General features: G+C 61.8%; 21 protein-coding genes. 9 read left to right on the plus strand and 12 right to left on the minus strand.

All coding sequences use genetic code 11. From position 1 onward, the window contains the following. The first annotated feature begins 88 nt into the window (after positions 1 to 88). Positions 89 to 904 (plus strand): xanthine dehydrogenase accessory protein XdhC, encoded by an 816-nt coding sequence (gene xdhC, locus ACM5SV_RS35260; protein ID WP_222014242.1) that lies wholly within the window; start codon positions 89 to 91, stop codon positions 902 to 904. Here xdhC and ACM5SV_RS35265 read toward each other — a convergent pair. Further along, entirely contained in the window at positions 880 to 1,071 is a 192-nt protein-coding gene (locus ACM5SV_RS35265) for a hypothetical protein (protein ID WP_012758544.1), read from the minus strand. The genes xdhC and ACM5SV_RS35265 overlap by 25 nt on opposite strands. 101 nt (positions 1,072 to 1,172) lie before the next feature. On the opposite strand from ACM5SV_RS35265, the gene ACM5SV_RS35270 reads away from it, so the two are divergent. Further along, the gene (locus ACM5SV_RS35270; RefSeq protein WP_222014243.1) at positions 1,173 to 2,069 is read left to right on the plus strand and encodes a LysR substrate-binding domain-containing protein; all 897 of its coding nucleotides are present in this window, start codon (positions 1,173 to 1,175) and stop codon (positions 2,067 to 2,069) included. Between the two features lie 81 nt (positions 2,070 to 2,150). On the opposite strand, the gene ACM5SV_RS35275 is transcribed toward ACM5SV_RS35270, so the two are convergent. Both ACM5SV_RS35275 and ACM5SV_RS35280 read right to left on the minus strand, forming a co-directional pair. Next, positions 2,151 to 2,483, minus strand: a complete 333-nt coding sequence (locus ACM5SV_RS35275) for a hypothetical protein (RefSeq protein WP_003565666.1) — start codon at positions 2,481 to 2,483, stop codon at positions 2,151 to 2,153. A gap of 163 nt (positions 2,484 to 2,646) precedes the next feature. Next, on the minus strand, positions 2,647 to 3,333 hold the full coding sequence (locus ACM5SV_RS35280; protein ID WP_222014244.1) for a Type 1 glutamine amidotransferase-like domain-containing protein: 687 nt from the start codon (positions 3,331 to 3,333) through the stop codon (positions 2,647 to 2,649). Positions 3,334 to 3,448: 115 nt separating this feature from the next. Between ACM5SV_RS35280 and ACM5SV_RS35285 the strand changes: the two genes are divergently transcribed. The 6 genes from ACM5SV_RS35285 to ACM5SV_RS35310 all read left to right on the plus strand — a co-directional run bounded on the left by ACM5SV_RS35285 (position 3,449) and on the right by ACM5SV_RS35310 (position 10,952). Further along, positions 3,449 to 4,687 (plus strand): urate hydroxylase PuuD, encoded by a 1,239-nt coding sequence (locus tag ACM5SV_RS35285; RefSeq protein WP_222014245.1) that lies wholly within the window; start codon positions 3,449 to 3,451, stop codon positions 4,685 to 4,687. Further along, entirely contained in the window at positions 4,684 to 5,994 is a 1,311-nt protein-coding gene (gene guaD / locus ACM5SV_RS35290; RefSeq protein ID WP_017994882.1) for a guanine deaminase, read from the plus strand. Before ACM5SV_RS35285 ends, guaD begins: the two co-directional genes overlap by 4 nt. 121 nt (positions 5,995 to 6,115) lie before the next feature. Beyond that, positions 6,116 to 7,258 carry an alpha-hydroxy acid oxidase gene (locus ACM5SV_RS35295; RefSeq protein WP_012758549.1) on the plus strand — a complete coding sequence of 381 codons (1,143 nt, stop codon included), beginning with the start codon at positions 6,116 to 6,118 and terminating at the stop codon, positions 7,256 to 7,258. Positions 7,259 to 7,388: 130 nt separating this feature from the next. Continuing rightward, a complete protein-coding gene (locus tag ACM5SV_RS35300; RefSeq protein ID WP_222014246.1) occupies positions 7,389 to 8,546 on the plus strand; it encodes a PspA/IM30 family protein in 1,158 nt (385 codons plus the stop codon). Positions 8,547 to 8,550: 4 nt separating this feature from the next. Next, positions 8,551 to 9,198 carry an OB-fold-containig protein gene (locus ACM5SV_RS35305; RefSeq protein ID WP_012758551.1) on the plus strand — a complete coding sequence of 216 codons (648 nt, stop codon included), beginning with the start codon at positions 8,551 to 8,553 and terminating at the stop codon, positions 9,196 to 9,198. Further along, entirely contained in the window at positions 9,195 to 10,952 is a 1,758-nt protein-coding gene (locus ACM5SV_RS35310) for a flotillin family protein (protein WP_222014247.1), read from the plus strand. The genes ACM5SV_RS35305 and ACM5SV_RS35310 overlap by 4 nt, the downstream gene beginning before the upstream one ends. 126 nt (positions 10,953 to 11,078) lie before the next feature. Here ACM5SV_RS35310 and ACM5SV_RS35315 read toward each other — a convergent pair whose 3' ends face one another. The 8 genes from ACM5SV_RS35315 to ACM5SV_RS35350 form a co-directional block, all read right to left on the minus strand. Next, the gene (locus ACM5SV_RS35315; RefSeq protein WP_222014248.1) at positions 11,079 to 11,819 is read right to left on the minus strand and encodes a metallophosphoesterase family protein; all 741 of its coding nucleotides are present in this window, start codon (positions 11,817 to 11,819) and stop codon (positions 11,079 to 11,081) included. 3 nt (positions 11,820 to 11,822) lie between these two features. After that, positions 11,823 to 12,179, minus strand: coding sequence for a hydroxyisourate hydrolase (uraH, locus tag ACM5SV_RS35320; RefSeq protein ID WP_003541961.1), 357 nt, complete (start codon positions 12,177 to 12,179; stop codon positions 11,823 to 11,825). Beyond that, complete coding sequence (locus tag ACM5SV_RS35325) at positions 12,176 to 12,697, minus strand: ureidoglycolate lyase (RefSeq protein ID WP_012758554.1); 522 nt, start codon at positions 12,695 to 12,697, stop codon at positions 12,176 to 12,178. The genes uraH and ACM5SV_RS35325 overlap by 4 nt, the downstream gene beginning before the upstream one ends. Continuing rightward, positions 12,681 to 13,043, minus strand: a complete 363-nt coding sequence (locus tag ACM5SV_RS35330; RefSeq protein ID WP_003541963.1) for a DUF86 domain-containing protein — start codon at positions 13,041 to 13,043, stop codon at positions 12,681 to 12,683. The genes ACM5SV_RS35325 and ACM5SV_RS35330 overlap by 17 nt, the downstream gene beginning before the upstream one ends. Then, positions 13,040 to 13,540 (minus strand): 2-oxo-4-hydroxy-4-carboxy-5-ureidoimidazoline decarboxylase, encoded by a 501-nt coding sequence (gene uraD / locus ACM5SV_RS35335; protein WP_012758555.1) that lies wholly within the window; start codon positions 13,538 to 13,540, stop codon positions 13,040 to 13,042. Before uraD ends, ACM5SV_RS35330 begins: the two co-directional genes overlap by 4 nt. Further along, positions 13,540 to 14,463 (minus strand): allantoinase PuuE, encoded by a 924-nt coding sequence (gene puuE / locus ACM5SV_RS35340; RefSeq protein WP_222014249.1) that lies wholly within the window; start codon positions 14,461 to 14,463, stop codon positions 13,540 to 13,542. Before puuE ends, uraD begins: the two co-directional genes overlap by 1 nt. Positions 14,464 to 14,577: 114 nt before the next feature. Beyond that, on the minus strand, positions 14,578 to 15,285 hold the full coding sequence (locus ACM5SV_RS35345) for a DUF1045 domain-containing protein (RefSeq protein WP_222014250.1): 708 nt from the start codon (positions 15,283 to 15,285) through the stop codon (positions 14,578 to 14,580). Positions 15,286 to 15,399: 114 nt separating this feature from the next. Beyond that, complete coding sequence (locus tag ACM5SV_RS35350; RefSeq protein ID WP_222014251.1) at positions 15,400 to 16,578, minus strand: NAD(P)/FAD-dependent oxidoreductase; 1,179 nt, start codon at positions 16,576 to 16,578, stop codon at positions 15,400 to 15,402. On the opposite strand from ACM5SV_RS35350, the gene mnmD reads away from it, so the two are divergent. Further along, positions 16,577 to 17,335 (plus strand): tRNA (5-methylaminomethyl-2-thiouridine)(34)-methyltransferase MnmD, encoded by a 759-nt coding sequence (gene mnmD / locus ACM5SV_RS35355; RefSeq protein WP_222014252.1) that lies wholly within the window; start codon positions 16,577 to 16,579, stop codon positions 17,333 to 17,335. The two genes, ACM5SV_RS35350 and mnmD, sit on opposite strands and share 2 nt — an antisense overlap. 14 nt (positions 17,336 to 17,349) lie before the next feature. Here the strand turns inward: mnmD and ACM5SV_RS35360 are convergent, their stop codons facing one another. Continuing rightward, on the minus strand, positions 17,350 to 20,745 hold the full coding sequence (locus ACM5SV_RS35360; RefSeq protein WP_222014253.1) for a response regulator: 3,396 nt from the start codon (positions 20,743 to 20,745) through the stop codon (positions 17,350 to 17,352). Between the last annotated feature and the right edge of the window lie 3 nt (positions 20,746 to 20,748).

Consider the following 20,748-nt stretch of genomic DNA (forward strand, 5'->3'; position numbering starts at 1 on the left):
GCCTCATACTGATCTCCCCCCTTGTGGGGGAGATGTCCGGCAGGACAGAGGGGGGTGACACACCCACCAACCCATCGGCAATCCACCGATGACAGACATCCTCCCCTTCCTCACCGCCCACCCCGACGCGATCCTGGTCGATATCACCGGCACGCAGGGCTCGACCCCACGCGAGGCCGGTACCTTCATGCTGGTATCGCAAACCGCATTGTGGGGCACGATCGGCGGCGGGCAGTTCGAGTTCATGGCGATCGCGAATGCGCGGGACATCTTGGAGGGAACCGGCGGGGTGGCGGAGATGGATATCCCGCTCGGGCCTGATATCGGCCAGTGCTGCGGTGGGCGCACGCAGTTGCGGTTTCGCCGGGTGACGCAGGTGGTTGCTGACGAAATCGAAGCCAGGCTAACCAGTGAGATCGAGCGTCTGCCAGAGGTCTATCTTTTCGGTGCCGGCCATGTCGGCCGGGCGCTGGCAATAGCCCTTGCGCCGTTGCCGCTATCGGTGACGGTCGTCGAGACGCGGCAGGAGGAACTCGCCAACCTGCCTCCCGAGACGAAAACGCGGCTCGTGCCGATGCCGGAAGCACTGGTGAAGGCTATTCCGGCCGGCGGCGCGGTTGTCATCCTGACGCACGATCACGCGCTGGATTTCCTCGTCGCCCGCGAAGCGCTTGAAAGAACGGATCTCGCCTATGCCGGTATGATCGGCTCGGCGACCAAGCGCGCCACCTTCGCCAGCTGGCTTTCCCGCGAAGGCGGCGGTGAGCGCGGCTGGATGGAGCGGCTGACGCTGCCGATCGGCGGCGCGGCGGTCAGGGACAAGCGCCCTGAAGTGATCGCCGCAATGACCGCCGCCGAGATCCTGACGGCGCTTGGCGCCTACCGCATGCGCTCGTCTTCGTAATAGGGATCGCGCCCGTCGAGGAAGCCGAGGTCGCGCTTGACGCGATCTGGCGCCGTATCGAGATCAAGGCTGGGCATGCGCCAGATCCGCGCCAGCCGGCCGCCGATGCGCCGGAAAATTCCGATGGTCGGCTGCGGCGGGCTCTGTTCGATAGCATAGCAATCCATGACATCACCTCGATGGTTTGATGGTAGGAGTTGCAGTTTGCGGCCAAAAATGCTGCAATTCCAATCGAACGACCGTCTGTTTGCATCAAGAGAACTTATCCATGAAACTGTCGAAACAATTCCCGCTGAATGCGTTGCGCGTCTTCGAGGCCGCTGCCCGGCTTGGAAGTTTCACCAAGGCAGGCAACGAGCTCGGCATGACGCAGACCGCCGTCAGCTATCAGATCAAACTGCTGGAGGAGAATGTCGCCGAGCCGCTCTTCCTGCGTCGTCCGCGCCAGATCGCACTGACAGACACCGGCGAGCGGCTGGCGCCGAAGGTAACCGAAGCTTTCGCCATGCTGCACGACGCGATGGCGACGGCGCGCGACAGCGTCGAAGGCACGCTCGCCATCAGTTCGACCCATACCTTCGCCTCGAAGTGGCTGGCGCCGCGCCTTGGCTCCTTCCACTTGAAACATCCGGCGATCGCTGTGCGGTTTCAGGCGAGTTCGGATATTATCGACTTCGGCCGCGAGCAGATCGATGTCGGCATCCGCTGGGGCGACGGCAACTGGCCGGGGCTGGCGCTGCACCGGCTGATGGGCCTGGAATTCACGCCGATGCTGAGCCCGAAGCTAGCGGAGACAGCAGGCGGCATCAATGAACCGCGAGATCTCCTGAAGTTCGATCTCTTCGACGCCGGCGACATCTGGTGGAAACAATGGTTCGAGGCAGCCGGCATCACGGAGACGGATCTCGATCGGCGCCCGCGCAACCAGCTCGGCTCCCAGGCGGTGGAAGCCGATGCGGCGATCGCCGGCCATGGCGTCGCCATTCTGCATCCGGCCTTCTATGCGGCTGAGATCGCGCTCGGCCGGCTCTATCAGCCCTTCGAACTGACCCGCAGCGACGGCAAGGCCTACTGGCTCGTCTACCCCGAAAACCGTCGCAACGTGCCCAAGATCAAGGCCTTCCGCAACTGGATCCTGGAGGAGATGAAGGCAGCCGGCAATTGATGCATGTCGCCTAAAAGTATTTTTCGGACAACGACATGCCGGACCCGGTTCGTGAGCCGGGTCCGGTCTTGTGCTCCACCCTCAATATCCCATCTCCGGCGCATAAAAACAGCGCGGCGTGTCCTCATTCGGGAACAGACAGAGATGGTAGTCATTGTCGCCGGATTGCATCGCCTTCGTCATCGGCAACAGGAAGACATGAGCATGCGTGACCAGCCGATGGTCGCCCGGCAGCAGCGTCACACGATATCCGCCCGGCGTCACCGCCACGCTTTTCGAAGGGATCATCTGGCAATCGCCATTATGACTGTCGCCGTTGCAACAATAGGGGTCATAACTCCACCCCGAAGGTGCGTCGTGAGCCGTCGCCAACGACGCATACGCAATCATCACACACGTCAGAATGCTGCGCATGGGCATCTTCTCCGTCGATGAATGCGCCGCCGATGATCTAACGGTTCTTATTTTATTCCGGCGGCCCGCAAAATAACTGTAATCGAGTCGTCGTAGTTCAAGGCCTGCTGAATTAGCAGATCAAGTATAAGGCAGGGATAATACACAGCCTTCTCGGCAGCTTTTAGGCACGCGACAGCAGATCGGCGATGCGGCTGCGATCGGCAGCTTCGGCAAAACCGCCGGAAATCATCAGCGGAGCGCCGAAGATCTCGACGAGTCCGTTGCCGAGGATGAGACCTTCGCCGTCCCGGCACGCGAGAATGGGTCTTGCCGTCGTCTCGCTGTAGCGCAGCAGCGCGGAGAGATAGCCGGGATCGTCGTTCAGATGCGGGAAGAATTCGAAGGGCAGGAGATCAAGAGCCGCGCCATCCTGCACCGCATCAGGCGAACCGCCGGAAAAGAACGCATCGATGGCGATTGTCGGCGCCATCAAAATCGCCCCGGCGCTGGTTCCGATGAGAATGCCATCGTCCAGTGCCCATGAGCGCAACTTGTCCAGCATGCCGCTTTGTCGCAGCCTTCTCAGAAAATCGCCGGTATGACCGCCGGAAAGATGGATGGCGTCGCAGGAAAGCAGCCGGTTGATCTCCTCGTCGCCGGAGAGTGTGTCGAGATCGACGAAAGGATCGAGAAGAAGCCCGTACGTCATGTAATAACGCCGCTTCTCATCGAAAAACGCCCGCTGCGGGTCCGGACCGGACGTGATATAGCCGACGCGGTTCCCACGCGAGAGGATGAGCGCGGCAAGCCGGCGGTCCATCGGCGCGTTTTCGGCGATGACTTGATCGCTGTAGAGCGCGGTGATCATTCCATTGCTCCTTTGGCCGCGCCGGTCGTTGCGCGTGTGCAGTCGTTCAATCTCCTCTTCCCTCCCCGCCAAAATTTCCGCAATGTCGCGAGTCGGAGGAAGATAGGGGAACTCGATGTATGAATATGCCATAGCATGGGAATGGCTCGCCTTCGCGGCGCGTTGGTTCCATGTCATTACCGCGATCGCCTGGATCGGATCGTCCTTCTATTTCATCGCGCTCGATCTCGGACTGGTGAAACGCCCGCATCTACCGCCCGGCGCCTATGGCGAGGAATGGCAGGTCCATGGCGGCGGCTTCTATCATATCCAGAAATATCTGGTGGCGCCCGCCCAGATGCCGGAGCACCTGACCTGGTTCAAATACGAGAGCTATTTCACCTGGATTTCCGGCTTCCTGATGCTGTGCATCGTCTATTACGGCGGCGCCGACCTCTTCCTGATCGATCGGCATGTGCTGGATATCAGCCCGCCCGTCGCAATCCTGATCTCGCTAGGGTCGCTTGCCCTCGGCTGGGTCGTCTACGATCTGCTCTGCAAGTCGCCGCTCGGGCGGAATACCTGGGGGCTGATGGCGGTGCTCTATGTCGTGCTCGTCTTCATGGCCTGGGGCTATACGCAGCTTTTCACCGGCCGCGCCGCATTCCTGCATCTCGGCGCCTTCACCGCGACAATCATGTCGGCCAACGTCTTCATGATCATCATTCCGAACCAGAAGATCGTCGTCGCCGACCTCATCGCCGGAAGGGTTCCCGATCCCAAATATGGGCAGGTCGCCAAGCAGCGTTCGCTGCATAACAACTACCTGACGCTGCCCGTCATCTTCTTCATGCTGTCGAACCATTATCCGCTCTCCTTCGGTACGCAGTTCAACTGGGTGATCGCGGCTCTGGTCTTTCTGATGGGCGTCACCATCCGCCACTGGTTCAACACGACGCATGCCAGGAAAGGCCGGCCGACCTGGACCTGGATCGTCACCGTCATTCTCTTCATCCTGATCATCTGGCTTTCGACCGTGCCGAAGCTGCTGACCGGCGAAACGGATGCGCCAGCCGTCGCGCCCGCCTTCCAGCAATTCGCCGGCGATCCGCATTTCCCCGCCGTCAAGCAACTGGTCTCGACGCGCTGTTCCATGTGCCACGCGGCCGAGCCGGTCTATGAGGGTATCGCGCGGCCGCCCAAGGGCGTGATGCTCGAAAACGACGCGGAAATCGCCGCCCATGCCCGCGAGATCTATATACAGGCGGGCCGCAGCCATGCCATGCCGCCCGGCAACATCACCGATATCACGCCGGACGAGCGCAAGCTGCTGGTCGCCTGGTTCGAGAGCGCAGTCGAAGGCAAGCAACAATGACGACGACACTCCTGCGCGGCCGCCTGCTTTCCTTCCATCGCGCGCCGCTGAGCCTCGCCGACAGCCAAAGCTATCTTTACGAAGAGGATGGCGGCCTGCTGGTCGAAGATGGGCTGATCGCGGCGGTCGGCCCCTATGCCGACGTCAAGGCAAAAGCATCCGCGGACACGGCCGAGATCGACCACCGCCCGCATCTGATCATGCCGGGCTTCATCGACATGCACCTGCATTTTCCGCAGATGCAGGTGATTGCCTCCTACGCCGCCAACCTGCTCGAATGGCTGAATACATATACCTTTCCCGAGGAGTGCCGTTTCGTCGAAAGCGCCCATGCTGAAAGGATCGCCACGCATTTCTATGACGAACTGATCCGCCACGGCACGACGACGGCGGTCGCCTATTGCTCCGTGCACAAGACCTCGGCCGACGCCTTCTTTGCCGAGGCGCTGAGGCGCAACATGCGCATGGTCGGCGGCAAGGTGATGATGGACCGCAATGCCCCGCAGGGCCTGCTCGACACGCCCGAGATGGGCTATGACGAGACCCGCCAGGTGATATCGGACTGGCACTGCAAGGGCCGCAACCACGTCGCCATCACTCCGCGCTTCGCCATCACCTCGACACCGGCGCAGATGGAAGCGACATCAGCGCTTGCCCGTGAATTTCCTGACCTGCACATCCAGACGCATCTTTCGGAAAACCACGACGAGATCAAATTCACCTGCGAGCTCTATCCCGACGCGCTCGACTATACCGACATCTACGCCCACTACGGCCTGCTCGGGCCGAAAAGCCTCTTCGGCCACGCCATCCACCTGTCCGAGCGCGAAGCCGATGCCATGAGCGAGGCGGGCGCCGTCGCCGTCCACTGCCCGACCTCGAACCTCTTCCTCGGCTCCGGCCTGTTTCCACTGAAGGCGCTGGCGCGGCGGGAAAAGCCTGTTCGCATCGGGGTAGCGACCGATATCGGCGGCGGTTCCAGCTATTCGATGCTGCGGACGATGGACGAAGCCTACAAAATCCAGCAGTTGCTCGGCGAACGGCTGAACCCGCTGGAAAGCTATTACCTGATGACGCGTGGCAATGCCGAAGCCCTGTCGCTGGCGGACCGGATCGGCACACTGGAACCCGGCACCGAGGCCGATCTCGTCGTTCTCGATGCAACAGCGACACCGGCCATGGCGCTGAAGATGGAAGTGGTGAAGACGCTGTCCGAAGAACTCTTCCTGCTGCAGACGATGGGCGACGACCGGGCGATCGCCGAGACCTATGTGGCCGGCATTGCGTTGAAGAAGGAGCTTCAATGACACGCCCTGTTACTCTCGAATTCGGACCGTGAAAGCAGCCCGGCACGGCCAGTTTCCCGTAACGCTCCTGCCAAATTCATGTTATGGCCGATGGCCGCATTCAGATGTGAAGGTTCGATTCATGGCCGCTCCGCTCACCATCGCTGACCTGAAAAAGCTCGCACGGCGCCGTGTGCCGAAGATGTTTTTCGACTATGCGGATTCGGGTGCCTGGACGGAATCGACCTATGCAGCCAACGAGAGCGATTTCAGCCAGATCAAGCTGCGCCAGCGAGTGATGGTCGACATGACCAACCGCACACTGGCGACGACGATGATCGGCCAGAAAGTGTCGATGCCGGTGGCGCTGGCGCCAACCGGCCTGACCGGCATGCAACATGCCGATGGCGAGATGCTGGCGGCACGCGCCGCCGAGGAGTTCGGCGTTCCCTTCACGCTTTCGACGATGAGCATCTGCTCGATCGAGGACGTGGCGTCAGCGACGACGCGCCCCTTCTGGTTCCAACTCTACGTGATGAGGGACAAGGATTTCGTCGTCAACCTCATCAACCGCGCCAAGGCCGCCGGATGCTCGGCACTGGTGTTGACCGCCGATCTGCAGATCCTCGGCCAGCGGCATAAGGATCTGCGCAACGGCCTGTCGGCGCCGCCGAAATTCACCCCGAAACACGTCTGGCAGATGGCGACCCGGCCCTTCTGGTGCCTGGACATGCTGCAGACCAAGCGCCGCAACTTCGGCAATATCGTTGGCCATGCGAAAAATGTCACCAATATCGCCTCGCTCTCCGCATGGACGCACGAGCAGTTCGATCCGCGGCTGTCCTGGGCGGATGTCGCCTGGATCAAGGAACAATGGGGCGGCCCGCTGATCATCAAGGGCATACTCGATCCGGAGGATGCGAAGGCAGCCGCCGACACCGGCGCCGATGCGATCGTCGTCTCCAATCATGGCGGGCGCCAGCTTGACGGCGCCCCCTCCTCGATCAGCATGCTGCCGAAGATCGTCGATGCCGTCGGCGACCGTATCGAGATCCATCTCGACGGCGGCATCCGCTCCGGCCAGGACGTGCTGAAGGCCGTGGCACTCGGCGCCAAAGGTACCTATATCGGCCGCCCCTTCCTTTATGGTCTCGGCGCCATGGGCAAGGAAGGCGTATCGCTGGCACTCGGCATCATCCGCAAGGAGATGGACATCACCATGGCGCTCTGCGGCAAGCGCGACATCAACGATGTGAATTCTTCAATCATCGACGGCCGGCAGTAAAGCTGCCAATAGCGACGTATGTAGCAACGGCTCCCCAAATATCTCGATACTGGACGCTGCCTCAGTCCTTCTAACCGCACGTTAAGCTTAGGTTGTATTTTTAGCGCGACCTCTTGAAAGCACAAAAGCGGTGCTTTATGTTTTACCCATGGCTACCACAGGCAAGACACCGCATCCATCGCTGCTGCGCTACACACTGACACCTGACGACACTGCCCGGCAGGCGCTGGACGACACCATTGCCGCCTATCTCAGGATGATCGAAATCCTGACCGGCCTCGTCTCCGACAGGACCGGCGCAAATCTCGTCGTGCTGCATGACCTTGCCTATGAAACCGTCCGCGACCAGACGGGCCTGCCGGCAAGGTTGGTCACGCTCGGCCTTCGCGATTTCGCCGCCAATCGCGGCGTCACCGCCGATCCGCTGCATCTGCCGCTCGACGACAAGCTCTTCGCCATCAAAGGTCCCTCGGACTTGACGATCGCCACGGTGCACGGACGTGTTGCCGTGCCCTTCGATGTCGCGGGTTATTCACGGGGATGGGAGAGTATTTTTCCGGCCTATCTCGTTGCAGGCCAGGATCGCTACGAGATTCACATTGGCGTTACGCCGAATTCCGCTCGGATGGAGGAAAACATGACGAACGAAGGCATTCTCTCACGCATGGGCCGTCTGATCGCGGGCATCGCGAATGCGGCGATCGACAAGGCGGAAGGCGTCAACAAGATTGCCGTCATCGAACAGGCGATCCGCGAGATCGACGCAGCGGCGGATGAGGCCCGCACCGATCTCGGCAAGGCGCGTGCGGAGGAATACCGCATCCAGAGCCGCAAAGACGAAATCGTCGAAGACCTGAACGCGCTCGACCAAAAGATCCGCATCGCCGTCTCGTCTCAGCGGGATGACCTGGCAAAGGCCGGCGTTGCCCGCCAGATCGATCTCGAATCCCAGATCGCAGCGCTCGATAAGGCACTGGCCGATGCTAGGGAACAGGTGGACGAAGGCCAGAAAGCCTTGCAGGCCGTGCTCGCCACGCGCCGCGAGGCGGACGCCCGCCTTGCTGATTTCAAACGCAGTCTCGCACGGCATCCCGAACAGGCAGCGGCCGGTCACAGCCAGCCCGCACCGGGTGCAGATGCTGCGCGCGCTGCTGCGGCGGTCTCGCGGCTGACCGGAGTTCCCGCTGGCGAGCATGGCCACAGTTCCGAATTGGACGAACTCGACCGGCTGCACCGCGAACAGGCAATCGAAGCCCGGCTCGCACGCTTCAAGGCGGATAACCGATAACACGATGGCACTCCTTTTCGCCCCTGAATGTGCGCCCTTCGCCATCGCCGCAGCGATCCTTGTCGGCCTGACCGCGATCGAGATGCTCGCGATGGTCATGGGTTTTTCGATGACGGAATTCCTAGGAAAGCCAGAGGTTCATGGCCATGACGGCATTCTGGCTTATCTCTCCTGGCTCAATCTCGGCGGTGTTCCGCTACTGATTCTCATGATGCTGACGCTCGGCTTCTTCGCGATGACGGGCTTTGCGTTGCAGGCCGTCGCCAACGCCTTCTGGGCGCCGCTGCCAAGCTTGATAGCCGTCATACCTGCCGCGCTCGCAACCATCCCCATGGTCAGGGCGTCGAGCAGAACCGTGGCGCGGATCGTACCGCACGACGAAACCTATGCGGTCGATCTCGACGCGTTGCTCGGCCGGACAGCCGAGGTGTCGATCGGCCCGCTCGATCAGGGATTGCCGGGCCGCGTCCGCGTCAAGGATCAGCATGGAAACTGGCATGTGCTTCGAGCCCGAGCCGCCAAGGGCGAAGGTCCACTCGCGATCGGCGCTTTGGTTCTTCTCGTCGATCACAAGGCAAATGTGTTTATCGCCATTCCCGCGCCGGTCGACCCCACCGATGCGGACAATCAATCTTTGAGGGAGCAGCAATGATGTACGACGTTATTCTACCAGCCGGCATTGGGATTGTTCTGATCTTCGGCATCGGTTTTGTCCTCGCTTCTCTTTACACGCGCTCCAGCCGCGATGAGGCCTATGTGCGCACCGGTCTCGGCGGCCAGAAGGTCGTGCTCGACGGCGGTTCGGTCGTTCTGCCGATCTTCCATTCGACCGCCCGGGTCAACCTGAAGACGCTGCGGCTCGAGGTTCGCCGCGGTGAAGGCGATGCACTGATCACCAAGGACCGCATGCGCGTCGATATCGGCGCCGAGTTCTATGTGCGCGTGAAACCCGATGCCTCCTCGATTGCGCTTGCAGCTCAGACACTCGGCAACCGCACCAACGACGCCGAGGCTCTCCGCATCCTGATCGAGGCGAAATTCGTCGACGGCCTTCGCTCGGTGGCCGCGACGATGAATCTCGACGCGCTGCAGGAACAGCGCATGGATTTCGTCAAGGCCGTGCAGGAAGCTGTCGGCGCCGATCTCCAGTCGAACGGCCTCGAACTCGAATCCGTGTCGCTGACACGCCTCGACCAGACCGATATCAAGCATTTCAACGCCAACAACTTCTTCGACGCGCAAGGCCTTGCGGCATTGACCCGCATCACCGAGGGACGCAAGAAGGAGCGGAACGAGATCGTTCGCGACACCGAAGTCGCCATCGCCCAGAAGGATCTCGAGGCCCGCCAGCAATCGCTGACCATCGAGCGGACCAAGCGGGAAGCCGAACTCAGCCAGGAACGGGACATCGCCAACAAATCCGCGGCGACACGCGCCGAAACCGCGCAGCAGGAGCAGGCCGCAAAACGCGCCGAGGAGGAAGCCCGCATCGCTTCCGAACAGGCGATCGCCGAACGCGAGGCATCTGCCAAACAGGCTCGCGAAAGCGCCAACATCGACGCCGCCCGCGCCGTCCAGCAACGCGAAACCGAAGCCAAGCGCGACCTCCAGATCGTGGCACAGGAAAGCTCCATCGCCGTTGCCAACAAGAGCCGTGAAGAATCCGAGGCGAAGGCGGCTGCGGAAACGGCCCGCGCGCTGGCGATAGCGGCGGAGGAAAAAGTCGGCACCGCCAAGGCGATCGAGATTGCCGAACGCGAAAAGCAGATTGCCGTCATCGACGCACGCAAGAAAGCCGAGACGGAAGCGACCGCCGTCACCGTCGGCGCCGAAGCCGAAAAACAGGCGGCAAGCGACCAGGCCGAGGCCATCAAGACGCTCGCGACCGCCGAGGCGGATGCGGCGATCATCAAGGCCAAGGGCATTCTCGAAACCGGCAAGGCCGCGGCCGAGAGCGAGGCATTGCTCAACGACGCGCGCAACAAGTTGAGCTCTGCTATCATCGAGTTCGAGATCACCCGCGAACGGATCCGCATCATTCCGCAGGCGCTCGCCGAAGCGGTCAAGCCGATCGAGAAGATCTCCGACATCAGGATATTCGATACCGGCGGCATGCTCGGCCGCGGAAACGGAGCGACCGGCGGAAACGGCATCGGGCTCGGCGAAGGACTGGCCAGCCAGCTCCTCTCCTATCAGGCGAACAAACCGATCCTGGACAAATTGCTGAAGGAAGCCGGCTTCGACGGCGACGATGCAATCTCATCCCTTCTTGGAAATCTCGATGGCGCAAAACCGGCAAGACCGGCAACGCCAGCTTCCGCCCCGGCAAAGACTGCAATGCCGACAGCAACTCCGACACAAACGATCATCCCTCCGGCGCCGAAGCCGGCACCGAAGAAGGACTGATCGCCGCGCAAGCGGATCTGGACTAGAACAGGATGATATTAGGCCGGTTCGGCCTAATATCTGAATCCTGTAAATAGTTAGAGCATGATGTCGCCCGAAAACCGCACACACTTTCGGCATCGTGCTCTATCTCACCCAACCCGTTGCCAGCGCGCCTGCCCAGTCGGCACGGCCCCTTTCGGCGGCCAGTGCCGACATCGCTATCTGGTCATAGGCGACGGTTCGGAACTGCCATGTCCATCCGGCTGCCGTCTTTTCCAGAATGGCGTAGCTCGCCAGCGGATGGCCAGCCTCCACCTTGTGGTAATAAGGCAGTTCGTCGTCATAGGCCGGGCAGCCGACGCTGCCCGGATTGACGATCAGGCGGCCATCGGAGAGGCGCACAGCGCGGGGAATGTGGCTGTGGCCACAGAGGATCAGCGGCAGGTCAGTGCCTTCGGCCAGCGCCTCGATCGCTTCGATCGACTTCAAGAAGACGACGCCCTCCGGCGACACCGATTCCAGCCAGTAGAGATTGTCGTCCTTCGGCGTTGCGTGGCAGAGATAGACCTCGCCGCGATAGACGGTATCGAACGGCAGGCTTCGGATCCAACTAAGATGAGACGGCGACAATTGACTGTAGGCGGCCGCATCCGAAATATGCATCGCCGCCGGGTCCTGTTCGATCAGGTAGCGGTCGTGATTGCCGCGAACCGAGGTCAGGCTAAGCGGCATCAGCAAATCTGCTGTCCTGCCGGCCTCCAGCGGGCCGCTGAAGAAATCGCCGAGATTGACGATCTCATCGATCCCCTGCGCATGAATATCCGCAAGCACGGCCTCGAGCGCCAGATGGTTTCCGTGGATATCGGCAATTGCTGCAAACCGCATTTTTTAACTCCCTCGGTAGGTGGAATAGCCATAGGGCGAAATCAGCAACGGCACATGGTAGTGCGCCGTGACATCGGCAATGCCGAAGCGGATCGGCACGAGATCGAGGAAAGCGGGATGCGGCAGCGGCGTGCCGCTGGCCCTCAGATAATCGCCGGCATGGAAGACCAGTTCATAGGTGCCGGCCCGAAAATTTTCGCCAATGAGGATGGGGCCGCCGTCGACCCGGCCGTCGGCATTGGTCTCCACCGTCTTCAGATGCCTGCGAATCTCGCCGTCAAGCTGGAAAAGATCGATCCTCAAGCCCTCGGCCGGCTTGCCGAGAGCGGTGTCGAGAACATGTGTGGTCAGTCCGGTCATGGGGCTGGCTCTTTGATGATATAAGGGGTTTCGAAGAAGTATTCTTCCAGATTATTGCCCGGCCCATCACGGTCGACGACAAGGAAATCTGAGGCTTGGCCGAGCGCCATCAGCGGATGGTGCCAGACGTTGCGGCGATAGTTCACGCCCTGATCGCCGCGCGCCAGAAACACTTGCGGCCTGCCCGGGCGACCGTTCTCATCCTCGGAGACGACGACGAGAAAAGGACGGCCCGAGACCGGCGAGAAACTCTGGCTGCCGAAAGGATGGCGCTCCATCATGGTGACTTCATAGGGGAAGTTGCGCGGCTGGCCGCGAAAGAGGTTGATGATGACGCGCGCACCCTCGCCCGTCGCCTCAGTGGCGGCGAGTGCATGGAAACGCTCCGTCGTGCCGCCATTGATGAGCCGCATCGAGGCGGGATCGGCTTCGATCACCTCACCGAAGGGAGCAAAGGCGGATCTCGTAAGCGGACGGATGTCGAGATGTGGGGGCAATCGCTCACTCACCTTCGGCATGCCAGTGACGGATGGCATCGATCGCCGAAAGAAGCTCCGGCAGTGTGCGATACGTTGCCTCCCAGATGTCGGAAGGATCGAGATCGAAGACGCCGTCGAGGATACGGTTGCCCGTGCCGCAGATTTTCGTCCACGGCAGATCGGGATGCTCGGTCGCAAATTCCGGATGAGTCACCAGCAAGCGGGATGCCGCGGCACCGATGGTGAAGTGGCAAAAGGTGACCGCCTTGAAAGTGAGCTTGTCCCCGGCAAACGCCGCCCCATCCATTCCGCCGACGAAAGACAGCGCTTCGGATGCTGCCTCATACATCTCATTGAGATAGTCGATCGCGCGCCGCTCGTTCATTCGGCCTCCGGCAGCATGGTCATCAGGCGCAGCAGCGCGATCCGCTCGACTTGCGCCGTCGCGGTCGCAAATTCTTCGCCCTTGCCATTGCCGATCCGTGTTTCGAAGGCCGACAGGATATCGTCCTTGCCGAGCCCCTTGACGGCGATGATGAAGGGAAAGCCGAATTTTTCGACATAGGCCGAATTGAGTTCGGTGAAGCGGGCATGTTCGGCTGGGCTCAGGCGGTCGAGACCGGCGCCGGACTGTTCCTTCCGGCTGTCTTCGGTGAGTTCACCTGCTATCGCGAGGCGCCCGGCAAGGTCGGGATGGGCGCTGAGCACGCCGAGGCGCTCCTGCGGGCTTGCCGCCCGGAAGACAGCGGTTAGCGACGCATGCACGCCGGTCGCCGTCAGCGGCTCCGTCACGTGGCCGGCGTCATAGGCGCGCTCGGCGATGAAAGGCGAATGTTCAAAGACGCCGCCGAAGCGGGAGACGAAATCCTCGCGCGACATCATCAGAGCGCTTCCGGCTGATGGTGCTTGTGCCAATGCTCGGCGATCTCGATGCGGCGCGGAATCCAGACCTTGTCGTGCTTCAGCACATATTCGATGAAGCGCTTCAGCGCTGCCGCCCGGCCGGGACGTCCGACGAGGCGGCAATGCAAGCCGACCGACATCATCTTCGGACTGCCCGCCTTGCCTTCCTCATAAAGTGTATCGAAGGCGTCCTTCAGATAGGTGAAGAACTGATCGCCGGCATTGAAGCCCTGCGGCGTCGCAAAACGCATGTCGTTGGTTTCGAGCGTATAGGGGATGATCAGGAAGGGTTTCCCGTCGACGCCCTTCACCCAGTAAGGCAGGTCGTCGGCATAAGAATCGGAGGAATAGAGGAAACCGCCCTCCTCCTGCACCAGCCGAAGCGTATTGTCGGAAGGCTTGCCCTGATACATGCCGTAGGGCCGCTCGCCGGTAAGTTCGGTGTGCAGGCGCACGGCTTCGAGGATATGCTTGCGCTCCAATTCTTCTGGAAAATCCTTGTATTCCAGCCAGCGGTAGCCGTGGCTGGCGATCTCCCAGCCGGCCTCCTTCATCGCAGCGACGGCCTCGGGGTTGCGGGCCATCGCCAGCGTCACGCCGTAGACAGTCGCCTGCACCTTGAGATCGGTGAACATCCGCCAGAGCCGCCAGAAGCCGGCACGCGAACCATACTCATAGATCGATTCCATGTTGAGGTTGCGCTGCCCTGGCCAGGCGGCCGCACCGACGATCTCCGACAGCAGGCTTTCCGAAGCCGGGTCGCCGTCGAGGATCGAGCTTTCGCCGCCCTCCTCGTAATTGATGACGAACTGCACGGCGACGCGTGCCTCGTCCGGCCATTTCGGATCGGGCGTCAGACGCCCATAACCGACAAGATTGCGCGGATAAGTCTCGGATACCATCAAATCACCTTCTGAAAAGACGGGGAACGGTAGCATCCGCAGCCGGAATGTCGAGACGGAAACTGCTCCGCCGGATTTGCCTTTACGGCACAAGCCTTTAGCTCATCTGCCGATTCAAGCGATTTTGCGCGCGCTGACCTTGCCCATCGGATGCAGCGAATGAACGCGGAAAGGACCGCCAGTGCCCTCTTCGATCATCAGGGCAACGTTGGAAACCATGACAGGTTCGCAGAGGACAGGCTCGAAGATCCTCCGCAACACCGGCTCGATGCGCGGCATGTCGATCGCGTTGACGGGGCCTGTCACCGGCATATGGAAGCGGAACTCCTCCATCACATAGGGATTGCCCCAGCGATGCAGATTGGAAAATTGCGTCGCCGACAGCCCGTCCGGATCGCTGCGTTCAATCTCGGCCTCGCTGAGCGGTGCGCGAAAACGATCGAATTCCTGCACGATCGCCGAGGCGAGATACTGGATCTGCTCGCAGGGAGTGCTCGGCAGCAGGCTGTAGAAATTGCCGAGCCGGGCGACTTCGATACGCGGAATCCGAAAAGGAACGAAGGTTCCGGAAAAACGCATCAGGTCGCGCAGGAGTTGCGATTCGGGCATGTCGTGGGACAGATGAAAGGGCGCCTTCAAAACACCATGAAAGCCGTAGCGCCGCGGCACGGCGGTATGGAAGGCGATCTCGTGAATACCGAGGCCACGAACTGCCGGAGGCTCCATCATATCGCCCGAAAACACGTTTCGGCCAAGCCAATTGGCGGCCACGAGCGACAACGGGTCGCTCGCCGGAGGCGTGAAGCAAATGGCATAGCGCATGCAATTTCCTCCATCAAGGAAGTGAGCGCCGTTCAGATCCGACGCTGTCGATGCGCAAGCAGATAGGTGATTTGCATGACAGAATAACGAAGCAGAGCAGCGGCTAATTCACGTTTAACGTGAAGCCACCGCGATATGGCTCGAAATCGCGAAGCTTTGCGGCAGCGAAAATTCGTGAGGTTCATCGCCTGCGATACATATCGCCGCCTCCGCCAGCAGGTGCGCGAGGCCGAAACTGACCTTGAAGCCGCCGGTCAGCGCGATCAGGCGCGGATGGTCAGGGTGGCAGCCCACCATTGGATCGCGGTCGATCGCCTTCGGGCGAAGCCCCGCCCAGCGCTCGACGACCGGCGCGGAACGAAGCGCCGGCACGATCGCACGCGCCGCGTCGATCAGTGCGTCGAGCTGGGCATCGGTGGAAGTAGGATCGTCGAAACGGTTCTCGCTGGTGCTGCCGATCGCGGCATGTCCGCCCTCATGGGCCACGACATAAAGCCCATCGAGGAAGATGGTCGGCAAGGCAGGATCGATATCGGCCTTGAGCAGCGCCGCCTGCCCCTTCACAGCTTGGCCGAGTGGCTGTTTCAGCCCCGGCGTCAGGCCTTCGAGCAGTGGAAAGGACCGGTGGCCGGCGGCGATGATGCAGCGCCCGAAGGCAATGGTCTCGCCGCCGACCTCGGCAATGCCGCGTTCGGGATCAAGGCCGGTGACCCCGGCATGCTCCATGAGCCTGACATGCCTTGCCCGCCGCAGGAAGGCTGTGTGCATCGCGATCAGCAAGCGGGGCGCAACGCGGGCGGCGAGCGTGTCGTGCACGAAGCCGCTCTCGCCGGCGGACGCCTCGATCCAGCCGTCGACCGGCGGCCTGTCAAGCACATACCACTGGAAACGGCGGTCGCCTGATCGCCAATGGTGTTCGGCGTCCTCGAAATGGCCGCGCGCTATTTTGTTGAGATGCGGCTTCGGCAGCGGGATCAGCCGTCCGGAACGGCGGTAGCCAGCGGAAAGTCCGGTCTCGGCTTCGAGCGCGGCGATCTCGGCTTCGAGCGAGACCAGCGCATCGAATTGGAACTGCTTCTTCTCCGACCACCGGTCCGGCATGTGCGGCATCAGCGCCCCGAGCAGGCCGCCGCTCGCACCTCCGCCTAGGCTGCCGGCGTCCGCGACAAAGGTACGGATGCCACGGCGCTCGGCATGGACGGCCGCCCAGAGCCCCATGATGCCGCCGCCGACGATCAGCAATTCGCAGGACGATTGACCTGAGACCGGCGCAGGACTATCGGCTTTTTCCATGACAGACGTGAACCCCGATCAGATTGGCGCAGGCGCCCCGCAGCCGCTCGAATGGCGCGACGGCGATATGCCCTATTCCACCGCCTTTGGCGATCATTTTTATTGCCAGACCGACGGGCGGCTGGAATGCGGCCATGTTTTTCTCGCCGGCAACGACCTGCCGGAACGATGGAGCGGGCGGAAGCACTTCCTGATCGGCGAACTCGGCTTCGGCACCGGCCTGAACTTCGCCGAGACCTGGCGGCAATGGAAGCTCCACCGTACGGACGGCCAGCACCTGCATTTCATCTCCTTCGAACTCCACCCGATGCGCGGCGAGGAGATCGGTCGGGCACTGTCGCACTGGCCGGAGATCGAGGCCGAGCGCGAGGCGCTGACAGCGGCGTGGCCGGAAATACCGGCCGGTATCGTGCGACTCGATCTCGATGCCCAGACGACGCTCAGCGTGGTCTGCGGCCATGCCTTGGAGGGCGTGGCGGCGGCCACGCCCGGCTTCGACGCCTGGTATCTCGACGGCTTCGCCCCGTCGCGCAACAGCGATATGTGGTCGGAGCAACTGATGCGGCTCGTCTGCGAGAAAAGCGCAGCCGGTGGCACCTTCGCCACCTATGCGGCGGCCGGCTTCGTGCGCCGCAACCTCATCGCCGCAGGCTTTGCCGTCGAGCGCCGCAAGGGCTTTGCCGGCAAGCGCGAAATGCTCTGCGGCGTAAAAATGTTGGGCGCTGAAGCACTACCCACCAACCATCACCGTTCATAAAAATTATCCGGAGGTCAGTAGCTGGTGCGCTCCGGCTGCTGCTCGCTCGTTCCGAGCCACTGGCGGATTTTTTCCTCGAGCAGTTCGGGGCTGATCGGCTTCGACATGTAGTCGTCCATGCCGGCATCGAGGCAGAGTTCGCGGTCGCTTTCGAGCGCATGGGCGGTGACGCCGATGATCGGCACCCGGTGGCCCTGCCCCTTTTCCCGTTCGCGGATCGTCTGGGTCGCCTGATGGCCGTTCATGACGGGCATTGAGACGTCCATCATGATAATGCGCGGCGTATGCCGCTCCCAGGCGGCGACCGCCTCCTTGCCATTGTCGACGACGAGGAAGGAAAGACCCGTGCCTTGCAGGATCTGCGTGAAGACGATCTGGTTGACCTCGTTGTCCTCGGCAACGAGCACGTCGACGAATTCAGCGGCCCGCTTCTGCGGCATAGGCGCCGGCTCCGGCGCGGCCGCTTCCGTCTGCAGCCGGGCAATCTCAGCTTCGGAAGCCTGCTTGACGCGGCTGGCGCGCACCACTTCGACGACCGTGTTGCGCAGCACGTTGGCGCGCGCCGGCTTCATCAGATGCGCGTGGCCGTTCAGCGCCGCGAATTCCTTTTCGGTGCCCGAAATATCCATCGACGTCAGGAAGATGATCGGCAGTTCGACGAAGCGGGGATCGGCGCGCAGCCGGCGCGCGACATCGGCGCCGTTCATATCGGGCATGTGATAGTCGAGCACGACAGCATCGACGGTGACGCCGAGACCGGCCGCCGCCTCCAGGATCGCAAGCCCGGTGCCGCCGCCCTCGGCGGCCACGCCGTCAAAGCCCCACAGAGACAGCTGCTCGGTGAGGATTCGCCGGTTTACTTCATTGTCGTCGACGACGAGGATACGCGCACCCTGCACATTGATCGGCAACGGCTTCGGCTCAAGGCGGGCGGCCGCCACCGCAAACGGCAGGTTAATGGTGAAGACGGAGCCCTTGCCCCATTCGCTTTCGACGTTGAGATAACCGCCGAAAAGGTCGACGAGCCCGGCGGTGATCGCAAGACCGAGGCCGGTTCCTTCATGCCGCCGGGTCGACGAGGCGTCCACCTGCGAGAATTTATCAAAGACCGATTCGAGCTTCTCCGGCGGAATGCCGATCCCGGTATCCTCGATGCGGATGCACGCCATGATCTCGCCGCCGGCGGCCGGTTGGAAGCCGACATCGACGAAGACATGGCCGCGCTCGGTGAACTTGACGGCGTTGCCGACGAGATTGGTGACGATCTGGCGGAAACGCCCGGCGTCGCCGATCACAGCGGCGGGCAGATCGGGTGCGGCCCGCACCAGGAGTTCGATGTTCTTCTCGGCGGCGTGCGAGGACAAGAGTGTCGCCACGTCCTCCACCGCTTCGGTGATATCGAAGGCGGCCTTGCGCAGTTTCATCTGCCCGGCGTCGATCTTCGAGAAGTCGAGGATATCGTTGATGATCGTCAGCAGCGCGTTACCCGACTTGACGATGATATCGACGAAGGTTTTCTGGCGCGTATCGAGATTGGTCTTGGCGAGCAGCTCCGCCATGCCGAGCACGCCGTTCATCGGTGTGCGGATCTCATGGCTCATATTGGCAAGGAATTCGGATTTGGCGCGATCGGCGGCTTCGGCGCGCGACAGCAGTTGGCGTAGCTCTTCCTCGCGGCCCTTGAGCTCGGTGACGTCGGTGAAGAGCGCCACCCAGTGTTGCCCCTTGCTGACCGTCGCATCCATGTTCACCCAGCGCTCGCCGCCGACATGGAAGGCCGTGGAGATCGGCAACCTGGCCGCGATATTGTCGCGCCAACCTTGCAGAATCTCGGCCGCGTCCTCGTGGAAGTCGCCGCGCGCCGCGCAGAACTCGAACATGCCGAGCCAACCCTGCCCGGTCTCGATATAGGTGGCGGGAATCTCCAGGATATGAGCCAACGCCTCATTGGACATCTTGATGATGCCGTCCTGAACAACGGCTAGGCCCTGCGGCATGGCATGGGTCGCATCGCGCATCATTTCGCCGAGCCGCTCCAGCGCGGCACGGGCCTCGTGGATCTCCTTTTCCCGCTCACGCACGGCCGTGATGTCGGCATAGGTCAGCAGGATCCGGTCGTTCGAGATACGGCGGCTATCGAAGATGACGGATTTGCCGCCCGCCCAGCCGAGCTCAATCGGCTCGGGCTCCTCGGTCTCGAACAGATGCTTGCGGAAATCGTAGATCTCCTCGGGCGTCTGAGTGCCGTCGTAACGACCGAGCTCATAATTGCGGCGGATGACGTCGATGAACGGGCGGCCGTCGAAGGGATCGTCGAGTGGCAGCTCCCAGATGCCGTAGAACTCGTCGTTGACGTAGAGGATCCGGTGGTCGTTATCGAGGATCAGCACGCCGACCGGCAGCGAGCGCAGGATATTCTCGATATCCCGGTGCAGCACCTCTTTGTGTTTCTGCGCTTCGATCAGCGCCTTCTCTCGGTCCTTGAGTGGCGAGATGTCCGAAAAAGAGCCGACGACATAGGGCCGTCCGTCCGCTGTCACGACGCGATTGACGCGCGAAAGGACGGAATAGATGTGGCCGTCCTTGCTCGGCAACAGGCTTTCGATTTCCTTAGACGTGCCGCCTTCCAGCGCCAGCAGGTTTTCCTGATAGATCGCCTCGCCGCCGTCCAGCCCGAACATTTCATGTTCGGTCAGCCCCAACACCCGGGAACGGCTATGGCCGCTGAAGGTCTCGTAATACTGGTTGGCATAGACGAGGCGATGCTTCTCGTCGCGCACGAAGGCTGCCACCGGCAGGTCCTCCAGAATGGTGCGCAGCAGGTCGAGTTCATTGACGCTCTCGTGCCAGGCCGCGTCGCTGACAGCCGCAGGCTTTGCGTCGTTGCGATAGGCGGCATTGACGACCAGGGGGCGGCCATCCCCCGCAAAGATGCCAATCGGATAGTCGAGCTGTTCCAGTGCCTCGCGCACACGAGCGAAATCGGCAGCGACGCCGGCGTCGCCCGTCATGCCAGGATCGCTAGCGATCCCTGGATCGCCGATCGCCCGGCGCGTCGGTTCGCGCACTTCAAAAATGCCGAGCACGTAGGCCCGATCCAGCGATGGCGAGAAGCTTTCGATCTGGATGCGTTCATGACTGAGGCCCGCCGCATCGAAGCAGATGGCGTTTTCCTCGGTGCCGAACACCAGCGCTCGGCGTTCCTTATCCTCACGATCCTCTTCCTCGGGGCGATCGAGGAGCTCGCGGCTGCGCCTGCCGATGAAATCGGAAATCTCGCGGCCCAGAAAACGGGCATAGGCCTCGTTGACGGCGACATAACGCAGCTCGCTGTTCTTGACATAGGCCGGGGTATCCAGATCAGCGATCCGGCGGCAAGCCAACTCAAGAAGTTCCCCGGCTGATTTCAAAAA

Origin of the sequence: Rhizobium sp. CRRU65, from assembly GCF_048551595.1 — a bacterium.
GTDB classification, from domain to species: Bacteria; Pseudomonadota; Alphaproteobacteria; order Rhizobiales; family Rhizobiaceae; genus Rhizobium; species Rhizobium leguminosarum_J.